Here is an 11283-nt window from a genome sequence, read left to right on the forward strand (position 1 = left end):
GGCCGCGACCGCCCGCAACCCCGCAAGCCTCGACGGGCTGGCCGCCGCCTACGGCGACGCGGTGCTTCCGCTGGCGCTGGACGTGACCGACAAGGGCGCCGTCTTCGACGGCGTCAAGCGGGCCAAGGAGCACTTCGGCCGCCTCGACGTCATCGTCAACAACGCCGGCCACGCCCAGATCGGCGCGATCGAGGAACTGACCGAGCGGCACCTGCGCGACCAGTTGGAGACCAACCTGTTCGGCGCGGTGTGGGTCATCCAGGCCGCGCTGCCGTACCTGCGTGAGCAGGGCTCAGGGCACATCATCCAGATGTCCTCGGCCGCCGGGCTCCTGGCCATGCCGCTCGGCGGCGCCTACCACATCTCCAAGTGGGCCCTGGAAGCCCTCAACGAATCCCTCGCCCAAGAGGTCGCCGGCTTCGGCATCAAGGTGACCATCATCGAGCCCGGCGGCTTCGCCACCAGGTCCGGCAAGAACCCCGACCCCCTCGCCAACGGCCACCTGGCCGAGCCCGACCCGATCTACGACGACCTCCGCCGGCGCCTGGCCGGGGTCGCGGGAAAGCAGCCCGCCGGCGACCCGGCCGCCGCGGCCCAGGCCCTCCTCAAGATCGTCGACTCCGGCAACCCGCCCCTGCGGGTGCTCTTCGGCCAGGGCTTCTACCCGATGCTCCAGCAGGTCTACGCCGACCGGCTCAAGACCTGGGCCGACTGGCAGGACCTTTCAGCAGAAGCCCACGGCAACCTCGATCAAGAAGCTCGGTGATCAGGCGGCCTGCCGGTGGGCCACGGTTCGGAAGGGTCCGCACGCATGCCGCGGCTCCCCCGTTGTAGCGGCTTTGAAGGGAGTTTGGAGAGGCCGGGCGGAGGCTTCCGGCCATGACACCTCCCAAGAGAGCCATCCGGCTCTCACGTCCGGTGCTCGCGGTGACCGCCGTCGCCCTGAGCACGGTCGCGATCTCCTCGACGCCCGCGGCGGCGGCCGTCTCCCGCTCCGGCATCGTCTCCACGGCGACGAGCGAGCTCAACAACTCCTCGCGCAATCACGAGTCCCCTGCCGGAAGTGGCTGCAACTACTACACCGGCTACTTCCGCAGTTGGAAGCCCGCCGACGGCTGTCCGTCCACCGACGGGGTCCAGTGGCGAGACAGCGACTGGTGTGCCGACTTCGTCAAGTACGTCTGGTCGAAGTCCGGCGTCACCCATGCCGGCATCCCGGAGGGCGACGGCGGCCTGAGCGGCTGGGCGTACTCGCTCAGGGACTACGGCCAGAAGTACGGCACGTGGCGGACCCGCGGCAGTGGCTACACGCCCCAGCCCGGCGATGCCATCACCTTCGACTGGGACAACGACGGCGACATCAACCACGTCGGCATCGTGACGTCGGCGACCTCGACCACCGTCCACACGATCGAGGGCAACAGCGGCAACCGGACCCAGCGAAACTCCTACTCCCGGGACGACGTCGAGATCGAGGGCTACAGCGCCCCCGTCGGGGCGACGTCCGGTTCCTCGTACGGGGGCGATTTCGACGGTAACGGTGTGGGGGATCTCTTCGCGACGGCGGGCGGCGAGTTGCATCTCTGGAACGGCCAGGGCGGCAACGAGTTCGGCACACGGGTCGTGGTCGGATCAGGCTGGTCGGCCTACGGCAAGCCGATCTCGGGTGACTTCAACGCCGACGGCAAGAGCGACCTGGCGGCCGTCAAGGACGGCAGCACCCTGTTCATCTGGAACGGCCAGAGCGGCAACGAATTCGGTTCGGACCAGCGCGTCGGCGCCGGCTGGGGCGCGTACGGCAACACCCTCACCTCGGTAGGCGACGTCAACGGCGACGGCCGCGACGACATCGCCGCCATCACCGACAACACCCTGTTCATCTGGAACGGCCAAGGCAGCAACGAGTTCGGCCCCGCCCAACGCATCGGCGGCGGCTGGGGCCCCTACGGCGAACCGGTCGGCGGCGACTTCAACGCCGACGGCAAAGGCGACCTCGCCGCCATCTCCGACAACACCCTCTTCATCTGGAACGGCCAAGGCAGCAACGCATTCGGCCCCGCCCAACGCGTCGGCGGCGGCTGGGGCCCCTACGGCAACACCCTGATGTCCCTGGGCGACGTCAACCGCGACGGCAAGGGCGACATCGCCGCCATCACCGACAACACCCTCTTCATCTGGAACGGCCAAAGCGCCAACGCATTCGGCCCCGCCCAACGCATCGGCGGCGGCTGGGGCCCCTACGTCTGAGTTGTCCCCGTCAAGGACCCCGGTGACGGCTGGGGTCCTTCTGACATACCGGGTACATACCGTCCTCTCCTTAAAGTTGCGTCCGGCACATCGGCGCCTTCATGGGAGAGCGATGGAGTTACAGCTCCTGGGTCCGGTAGAGGTGTGGTGCGACGAGCGGCAGATTCCCCTCGGGGGACGCAAGCCGCGCACGTTGCTCGCCGCTCTGCTCCTCGACGCCGGACAGGTGGTCACCGTCGAGCGGCTGATGGAGGCGATCTGGGGGGACGACCCGCCCCAGAGCGCCCGGGGAGTGCTGCACACCTATGTCGCCTCGCTGCGCCGGTCCTTCGACGACGCGGGCCACAAGGGCGTCATCGTCTCGCACCGCGTCGGCTACACCGCCGCCGTCCCCCCGGACGCGCTGGACAAGGACGTGTTCGTACGGCTCGTCGGCCAGGGACGGCGAGCCGTGCGCGAGGGCGACGCCCACGAAGCGGGAGAGGCGTTCCGCGCGGCGCTCGCGCTGTGGCGCGGCCCGGCCCTCGGCGGTCTCGGGGACACCTACCTGCGCGCGGAGGCCGCCCGGCTGGAAGAGCTGCGGCTTGCCGTGCTGGAGGAACGGATCGCGGCCGACCTGGCGACCGTCGGCAGCGAGGGCCTGATCGACGAGCTGACCGAACTCGTCGCGACTCATCCGGTCCGCGAGCGGCTGCGCCGCGACCTGATGGTGGCGCTGTACCGAGCGGGCCGCCAGGTGGACGCGCTCGCGGTCTACCAGCGGGGCCGGCAGGTGCTGATCGACACGCTGGGCATCGAGCCCGGGGCCGAGCTGCGGCAGGCCCACGAGGCGATCCTGCGATCGGACGCGGCGCTCCTGGGTACGGTCAAGGCCGTGCCGCCCCGGCAGTTGCCCTCTTCGCCGCCGGACTTCACCGCCCGTGAAGACGAGGTCGCCGCCCTGCGCCACCAGTTCACCAGGCCCAACGCCGCACCCGTCTGCGTGATCTTCGGGCCGGGCGGCGCCGGCAAGTCGGCGCTGGCGCTGCGCGCCGCACACGAGATCGCGCCCTTCTACCCCGACGGCCAGCTCCACGTGGAGCTGCACGGCACCAGCGAGTCGCCCGCCACCCCGCACGAGGTCCTCGGCCGGCTGCTGCGCGACCTGGAACCCGGCCTCGCGCCGCCCGGCACGCTGGAGGAACGAGCCGCCCGCTACCGCACCCTTCTGGCCGGCCGCCGCCGGCTGATCGTGCTGGAGGATGCCGCCACCGAGAGCCAGGTCAGGCCGCTCATGCCGGGAACTCCCGGCTCCGGCATGATCGTCACCTCCCGCAACCGGCTGACCGGCCTGGCCGGCGTCACGGTCCTCGAGCTCGGCCTGCTCCCCGACGAGGCGGCGCTGCACCTGCTGGGGCGGATCGCCGGCCAGGAGCGGATCGCCGCCGACCCGGACGCCTCGCGGCGCATCGTACGGCAGTGCGGCGGTCTGCCCCTCGCCCTGCGGATCGCCGCGTCGAGACTCGCCTCGCGCCGCCAGTGGTCGGTGGCGAAACTGGCCGACCGGCTGGCCGACGAGCAGCGCAGGCTCGATGAGCTGGCCGTCGGCGACCAGGAGGTACGGGCCGGCATCGCTCTCAGCTACAACCTGCTGCCGCCCGAGGCCAGGACGGCGCTGCGCCGCCTCGGCCTGCTCGGTCTGCCGTACATCCCGGTGTGGGCGGCGGCCGCCGCCATGGAATCCGGCCTGGAGGAGGCGGAGCAGGTGCTGGAGCACCTCGTCGACGCCTCCCTCGCCAGCGTGGCGGAGACCCGCTACCGGCTGCACGACCTGATCCGGCTGTTCGCGCGGGAGCGCGCCCATGCGGAGGAGACGCCCCAGGCATGTGCCGACCTGGTACGCAGGGTGCTCGGCGGCCGGTACACCCGCGACCACTCCTTCGCCTCCTGACCCCGCGCACACGAGGCCGCGCCCGCCGCATGGACGACACCGCTCCCCCGTCTGCCGCGATGGCCGGGCCTGCGGCGACCGCGTGCGCGTAGCCTCCCGCCGGCGTCGCCGGCCGGAGGTCACGGAGAGGCCGGCGTCAGGACAGGATCTCGACGTACCCCTCGGTTCCGTGCACGCGGATCCGCTGCCCGTCCTGGATCAGCCGGGTGGCCTGCTCCACGCCCACGACGGCCGGCAGGCCGTACTCCCGGGCGATCACCGCGCCATGGGTCATCAGGCCGCCCACCTCCGTCACCATGCCCGCGATCGCGACGAACAGGGGCGACCAACTGGGGTCGGTGTAGGCCGTGACCAGGATGTCGCCCGGCTCGAGATCGGCCTGCGCCACGTCCAGGATGACGCGGGCCCGCCCTTCGACGGTCCCGGCGGAGACCGGCAGGCCGATCAGGGCGCCGGCCGGCACGTCGTCGCGCCGGTACGCGCCGGTGACGACCTCGCCGTCCGAGGTGAGCACCCGGGGCGTCGTGAGCGCCTGGTAGGACCGGAACGCGTCCTTGCGCCGCTGGATGAGCCGGTCATCCACGCTGTTCGAGCGTACGACGTCGTGGAGCTCCTGGAACGTGAGGTAGTAGACGTCCTCCTTCTCGCGCAGCACCTCGGCCCGCACGAGCCGCTCGGCCTCCGCCAGCACGGCCTGCTTGTAGACGAAGTAGCGGCTGACGATGCCGTACTTCGGGTACTCCCGGTAGCCGATGAAGGTCCGGACCCGGTCGATCATCCGCTTCGCCTCGTCGGCCTTCCGCTCCCCGTCCGGCAGGGCCCGCAGGCGTGACAGCACGTCCTGTGCCTTCTTCTCCGCCTCCTGCCGCCCGTGCTCGAAGCGGCGTTCGGCGGCGCCCGGCTCGAAGTTCCTGACGTTGTCGAGGATCAGGGGCACGAGCGTGGTGGGACGCTCGCTCCAGCGCGGCCTCGTGATGTCGATCTCGCCGACGCAGCGCATGCCGTACCGGTCGAGGTAGGCCATGATGGCGTCGCGCGCCTCGGTCCCGCCCGCGAGCTTCGGCAGCTCGTCCAGGAAGCCCTCGTCCTCGACGCCCCGCAGGAACGCCACCACCTCCGGATGCGGGCGGATCACGTCGGCGACGTCGAGCAGCGCCAGCCCCATCTCCGACGTGACGTTGTCGGGGGCCGACAGCGTGAGGGTGTCGGCCGCGTTCTTCTCGCCCAGCCACTCCCACAAGGTGTCGTTGAGCCACCACGTGGCCTCCATCCCCGCCATGATCGCCTGGAAGTTCAGCGGATCGCTGAGGACGCGCTTGTGCTCCTGGAACGCCTCCAGCAGGAAGTCGAACAGCGCCGGTCCGGTCTTCGTCCGGATGTCGCGCCGCAGGGCGGCGATGGACGCCTGGCTGCGTTCGATCAGCTCGGTGACGATGGCCGGGTCGGTCTCGATCGGGGCGGGCGGGCTCCCGGCCGGCGGCCCGCCGGGAGCCGCGTCCGGGAGTGACGGGACGAAGTCGCCGCGGTCGAGGAGGGTCTCCAGCGCGTCCCTGGTCAGCGGATCGGACCTGCCCGCCATCTCCAGGAGGCCGGCGCGGCCGGCGGGCGTGGCCAGGCCCCGGGTGACGTCGACGAACAGCCGGCCGCCGGCCTCGTGCATCCGCGCCATGGCCGTCAGCCGCCAGAAGGAGAGCCCCAGGGGCTTCATGGCGTCGGTCATCATCTGCTGATGGCCGACGGAGAGGTAGACGTGGTTCTCCAGGTCGCCGATCGCGGGGACGGGGAACAGCGTGGTGATCGGCCGGCTCTGCACGATCTGGAAGTCGTCGCCGACCAGGCACCATTCGATGTCCTGCGGGCGACCGAAGTGCGCTTCGATCCGCCGCCCGAGCCGCACGAGCCGTACGGCCTGCGCGTCCGTCAGCGCCGGCTGCTCCTGCCGCCGCGGGTCGATCGCCACTTCCCGCGTCCCGCCGTCCGGCAGGGGGTGGATGGCACGTTTCTTGACCGCGACCGCCTTGGCGACGACCTCGTCGTCTCGCACCGTGAACACGTCCGGGTTCACCAGACCGGAGACCAGGGCCTCGCCGAGGCCGAAGCCGGCGTCCACGGTGGAGACCTTCCGGTTGCCCGTGACGGGGTCGGCCGTGAACAGCACGCCGGACGCCTGCGGGACGGCCATCTGCTGGACGACCACGGCCATGTGGACCTTCCGGTGGTCGAAGCCGCCCCGCTGGCGGTAGGTCACGGCCCGCTCGGTGAACAGCGAGGCCCAGCACCGGCTGACGTGCCGGAGGATCGCCGCCGGGCCCACGACGTTCAGGTAGGTGTCCTGCTGGCCGGCGAAGGAGGCCGTCGGCAGGTCCTCCGCCGTCGCGCTCGACCGGACGGCGTAGGCGGCCCGCTCGCCGAGCCGGGCGAGAGCGCGGGTGATCGCCGCCGCGAGGTCGCCGGGGATGGCGGTCTCTTCGATGGTCCGCCGGATCGCCGCGCTGAGTGTGCGGATCGCCTCCCGGTCATCCGGGTTCAGGCGCGACAGCTCGTCGAGCCGGTCGCCGAGCGACGGCGCTTGCGCCAGGATCCGCCGGAAGGCGTCCGTCGTCACGCAGAAGCCGGGCGGTACGCGGACGCCTTCGATCCGCGACAGCCCGCCCAGGTGCGCGCCCTTGCCGCCGACGGCCGCGGCCCGCGTCTCGTCGACCTCGTGGAGGCCCAGGACGTACTGCTCGCTCATTGGGATACCTCCGGGCCGCCCTCGTTCTGTCCCACCGCACCGGCCGGTCGGATCACCGGCTCGGCGTCACCGCGTCCCCCATGCGTCGACAACCGCACACGCACGTCGTGCCCCCTCATTCCGCAGGTTGTGGCCTCGGCCGACGATTCTGCGGTACGACCCGGGTCTTGCCGCAAGCCCCCTGGTGCGCTATAGCTTGGAAGTGACAGGGAGAGGGATTCCCCGCCTTTGACCGTTTCGTCCGCCGGGAATCGACCAGCTTCTCGCGACGCTGCGCAACATTTCCCGATATAGCCGACAAATCGGCTCAAGGTCGCTAAGGTGCGTGAGGTCCGCCGCACCCGTCCCTGGAGCCACTCTCGTCATGCCGAACGTCGAACCGCTCCGGCAGGGCGACCCGCCGACGGTCGGCGCGTACCGTCTGATGGGCCGGCTGGGCCAGGGCGGTCAGGGCGTCGTCTACCTCGGTCAAGCAGGTGACGGCAGGCCGGTGGCGGTCAAGGTGCTGCGGACCAGGGACGAACGGCTGGCCAAGGAGATCGACGCCGCCCGCCGGGTCCAGCCGTTCTGCATCGCCCAGGTGCTGGACGCCTCGCTGGAGGGCGTGCCGTACATCGTCACCGAGTACGTCCACGGCCCCTCGCTCCAGGAGGCGGGCCGCCACCAGGGCGCCGACCTGCAACGGCTGGCGGTGGCCACGGCCACCGCGCTGGCCGCCATCCACCAGGCGGGCGTCGTCCACCGCGACTTCAAGCCCGGCAACGTGCTGCTCGGCCCGGACGGCCCGCGGGTCATCGACTTCGGCATCGCCCGCGCGATGGACCAGGCCCGCACGACCACGAGCAGCATCGTCGGCACCCCGGCCTACATGGCGCCCGAGCAGCTCGCCGGTGAGCTGGTCGGCCCGGCGGCCGACGTGTTCGCCTGGGCTTCGGTGATCGCCTTCGCCGCCACGGGTTCGCCGCCGTTCGGCGAGGACTCGCTGCCCGCGGTGATCAACCGCATCCTGCACAACGAACCCCAGCTCGCCGACCTCCCGCAACCGCTGCGCGGCATCGCGTTGCGGTGCCTGGCCAAGAATCCCGCCGATCGGCCGACGATGCAGGACGTGATGTTGCGCCTGCTGGGCGGCGGGACGGCGGCGTATGTGGCATCGGGGCCGGTGACCGGCTCACGCCGCCGACAGCCCGCACCGGGCCGGCGCAAGGCGGTGATGGCCGTCGCCGGGGCGGTCGCCGTCGCCACCACCGCCGCGATCGCCACCACCGCGACGCTCGCGATGTCCTCGGACGACCCGGGCACGACCCCGTCCGCCGTGGCCCAGCCGGTCACCACGGAACCCGGGACCGGGAAGCCGTCCACGACGAAATCCGCGACCAAGAAGCCCGCCACGCAGCGGCCGACCGGGAAACCCACGACGCGGCGACCGGCCGAGCAGCCCACGGCGCGACGGTCGGCGGACCGGCCCGGCACGCAACGGCCGACCAGCCGGCCGACCGTGAAGACCACGCCCAAGCCCGCGGCCAGGCCGAACATCCGGATCCTGTCGGTGGAGGCGATGGGGAACCGGCACCCGCCCTCCGACTGCCTCTACGGCGCCACGTTGATCAAGGCCATGGTGGAGGGGCCGCCGGGCATCGACTTCACCTACTCCTGGGTCCTGGACGGCAAGGTCGTGGGGACCTCCCAGTGGGCCACCCGTGACAGCGCCACGCAGCTCCCGCAGTACGGCCCCATCATGGAGCTCGGGACGCACCGGGTCGTGCTGCGGATCACCTCGCCCATCAGCGTCCAGCGCGGCGTCGCCTTCGAGAACTGCGACGACGACAACTGATGGATCCCCTGGCTCCGGGAGACCCGGAATTCGTGGCCCGGTATCGGCTCCTGGCCCGGCTGGGCGAGGGCGGCCAGGGCGTGGTCTACCTGGGCCAGGCCCCGGACGGGCGGCGGGTGGCGGTCAAGGTGCTGCGGCACGGGGACGAGCGGCTGGCCAAGGAGATCGACGCCGCCCGCCGGGTCGAGCCGTTCTGTGTCGCCCAGGTGCTGGACGCCTCGCTCGGCGGCGTGCCGTACATCGTCACCGAGTACGTCGAAGGTCCCTCGCTCCAGGAGGCGGGCCGCCACCAGGGCGCCGGCCTGCAGCGGCTGGCGGTGGCCACGGCCACCGCGCTGGCCGCCATCCACCGCGCCGGCGTGGTGCACCGCGACTTCAAGCCCGGCAACGTGCTGCTCGGCCCGGGCGGGCCGCGGGTCATCGACTTCGGCATCGCCCGCGCCACCGACAGCTCGCTCACCGTCACCAGCAGCATCGTCGGCACCCCCGCCTACATGGCGCCGGAGCAACTCGCCGGCGCGCCGGTGGGCACGCCGGCCGACGTGTTCGCGTGGGCCGGGGTGATCGTCGCCGCCGCGACGGGCACGCCGCCGTTCGGCAACGACACCATGCCGGCGGTGATCAAGCGCGTCCTGAACGACGAGCCGTACGTGGGCGATCTGGCTCCGCCGTTGCGCGAGATCGTGCTCGACTGCCTGGCCAAGGATCCGGCTGACCGGCCCGGCATGGAGGAGGTCCTGCTCCGCCTGCTGGGCGGCACGCCACCCACGCGCCCGGGCCGGCGGAACACGACCCACCCCGTACGGCGGGGCGGCGCGCGGCTGCCGGTGCTGCCGATCGTCGGGGGCGCCACGGTCACGGCCCTGGCCGCCGCGGCGGTGGTGTGGTGGTGGCCGCCATCGACGGCACAGACCATCACGTCACCAGCCATAACGTCACCAGCCATCACATCATCAGCCATAACGACTCAGCCCGGCTCATCCCCTGAGGCGAGCTCGTCCCCGACCTCGACTCCCACGCGGACGAGGAAGAAGACCAGCAAACCGAGCCAAACCCCCACGGCCAAGCCGACGACGAAGCCCACGGCCCAGCCCTCGGCCACCCCCGAGCCCACGCGGACCACGTCACAGCCCAGGACCGGCGGCGGAGTCAGCGTGTCGCTCCACATGCAGGGCGCCAAGCTGAGCCAGGGCTGCTGGAGCAGCGGCACGACCGTCTACGCCGTGCTCACGCCCACCGGCGGGTCCGTCGATCACAGCTACCGGTGGATCGTCAACGGCGTCGACAAGGGGCGCAGCCCCTCGCTGCCGCTGAACTCGACGCTGAAGCACTACGGTCCCCAGGGGCTGGACTCACCGAGCCGGAACCGGATCATCTTCAAACTGCTGACCCCGCAGCAGGTGCAGCGATCGGTGACCTTCGAGATCTGCCCGCCCTTCACCACCCAGTGAGCGCGGCCCGGCGTGCCGGGTGCGCCCGCCGGAACGACCCTGGGGCCTCGGCCAGGGCGGGTTAAGATCGGCCGATGACGGTTCACGGCCGAAGCGCCTTCATCATCGGTGGCACGGGGCAGATCGGCCGGGCCACCGCCGCCCGGCTCACCGCGGCCGGTTACGCGGTGACCCTCGGACACCGCCGGCTCCGCCCGGACGCCGCTGAGGCCGACGGGGTGACGTCGGTCCAGGTCGACCGTGCCGACACCCAGGCGCTGCTCGACGCCCTCGACGGGCACGATCTGGTGGTGGACACGGTCGCGTTCGCCCCGCACCACGGTGCGCAGCTCGCCCGGCTGGCCGGCCGCGTCGGCGCGCTGGTGGTCATCTCGACGGGGGCGGTCTACCAGGCTCCCGGCCTGCCGGTGCCGATCCCGGAGACGTGGCCGACGGTCGAGCGCGACGCCCACGACTATCCGGCGGGGAAGGCGGCGCTGGAGCGCTGCCTGCTGGCGACGCCCGACCTGCCGGTCAGCATCCTGCGGACGGGCGTGCTGCACGGCCCGCACGGCAGATCGCTGGATCACTGGTCGTTCATCAAGCGGGCACTGGACAACCGGCCGTACGCCGTGCTCGCCCAGGACGGGCGGAGCCGGTTCCCCACCACGGCGGTCGCGAACGTCGCCGAGCTGATCCACCTGTGCGCGCGGCGGCCGGCGGCCCGGGTCCTCAACATCGCCGACGACCCGCTGACCGTCGCCGAGATCGGCGCCAGGATCTTCGCCGTCATGGGCCACGAGGCGGAGATCGTCACCTTCGCCGGCCCGTCGCGTCCGGACGGCCTGGGTTTTCATCCGTGGAATGTGCCGGAGCCGATCGTGTTCAGCATGGACAGGGCCCGCGCCGAGCTCGGCTACCGCCCTGCCGTCTCCTACGACGACGCGCTGCGCCAGGTCATCGAATGGGCCGTCCCGGCCGTGTCCGAGGCCGAGGCGGGGGGTGGCGGCTGGCAGGACGTCTTCCCTGATCTGATCGATCGCCACGGCCCCGACGTCTGGTTCCCCTATGCGGCCGAGGACGCCTACGTCGCCGGCGCGTAGGCGGC

7 protein-coding genes are annotated in these 11283 nt (G+C 71.8%); 6 read left to right on the forward strand and 1 reads right to left on the reverse strand.

The features are described 5' to 3' along the window. The 3 genes from AB0I15_RS49400 to AB0I15_RS49410 form a co-directional block, all read left to right on the forward strand. On the forward strand, positions 1-766 hold a 766-nt coding region (locus tag AB0I15_RS49400), incomplete at its 5' end, for an SDR family NAD(P)-dependent oxidoreductase (RefSeq protein ID WP_358113190.1). A gap of 113 nt (positions 767-879) precedes the next feature. After that, entirely contained in the window at positions 880-2247 is a 1368-nt protein-coding gene (locus AB0I15_RS49405; protein WP_358113192.1) for an FG-GAP-like repeat-containing protein, read from the forward strand. A 112-nt stretch (positions 2248-2359) separates the two neighbouring features. Next, the gene (locus AB0I15_RS49410; RefSeq protein ID WP_358113194.1) at positions 2360-4177 is read left to right on the forward strand and encodes a BTAD domain-containing putative transcriptional regulator; all 1818 of its coding nucleotides are present in this window, start codon (positions 2360-2362) and stop codon (positions 4175-4177) included. A 136-nt stretch (positions 4178-4313) separates the two neighbouring features. Here the strand turns inward: AB0I15_RS49410 and rph are convergent, their stop codons facing one another. Continuing rightward, entirely contained in the window at positions 4314-6911 is a 2598-nt protein-coding gene (rph, locus tag AB0I15_RS49415) for a rifamycin-inactivating phosphotransferase (RefSeq protein ID WP_358113196.1), read from the reverse strand. A gap of 364 nt (positions 6912-7275) precedes the next feature. Here rph and AB0I15_RS49420 point away from each other — a divergent pair, with 364 nt between their 5' ends. The 3 genes from AB0I15_RS49420 (at position 7276) to AB0I15_RS49430 (ending at position 11278) form a co-directional block, all read left to right on the forward strand. Further along, complete coding sequence (locus tag AB0I15_RS49420; RefSeq protein ID WP_358113198.1) at positions 7276-8745, forward strand: protein kinase; 1470 nt, start codon at positions 7276-7278, stop codon at positions 8743-8745. After that, positions 8745-10196 carry a protein kinase gene (locus tag AB0I15_RS49425; RefSeq protein WP_358113200.1) on the forward strand — a complete coding sequence of 484 codons (1452 nt, stop codon included), beginning with the start codon at positions 8745-8747 and terminating at the stop codon, positions 10194-10196. The genes AB0I15_RS49420 and AB0I15_RS49425 overlap by 1 nt, the downstream gene beginning before the upstream one ends. A 74-nt stretch (positions 10197-10270) precedes the next feature. Next, positions 10271-11278 carry an NAD-dependent epimerase/dehydratase family protein gene (locus AB0I15_RS49430; protein WP_358113202.1) on the forward strand — a complete coding sequence of 336 codons (1008 nt, stop codon included), beginning with the start codon at positions 10271-10273 and terminating at the stop codon, positions 11276-11278. Positions 11279-11283 lie beyond the last annotated feature (5 nt).

Source organism: Nonomuraea sp. NPDC050643, from assembly GCF_040654715.1.
GTDB lineage: Bacteria > Actinomycetota > Actinomycetes > Streptosporangiales > Streptosporangiaceae > Nonomuraea.

Bases quoted from the DNA above. Each gene is read 5' to 3' on its own strand.
- AB0I15_RS49405 (WP_358113192.1), top strand. From the start codon at position 880: ATGACACCTCCCAAGAGAGCCATCCGGCTCTCACGTCCGGTGCTCGCG.
- AB0I15_RS49410 (WP_358113194.1), top strand. From the start codon at position 2,360: ATGGAGTTACAGCTCCTGGGTCCGGTAGAGGTGTGGTGCGACGAGCGG.
- AB0I15_RS49425 (WP_358113200.1), top strand. From the start codon at position 8,745: ATGGATCCCCTGGCTCCGGGAGACCCGGAATTCGTGGCCCGGTATCGG.
- AB0I15_RS49420 (WP_358113198.1), top strand. From the start codon at position 7,276: ATGCCGAACGTCGAACCGCTCCGGCAGGGCGACCCGCCGACGGTCGGC.
- AB0I15_RS49430 (WP_358113202.1), top strand. From the start codon at position 10,271: ATGACGGTTCACGGCCGAAGCGCCTTCATCATCGGTGGCACGGGGCAG.
- rph (WP_358113196.1), bottom strand. From the start codon at position 6,911: ATGAGCGAGCAGTACGTCCTGGGCCTCCACGAGGTCGACGAGACGCGG.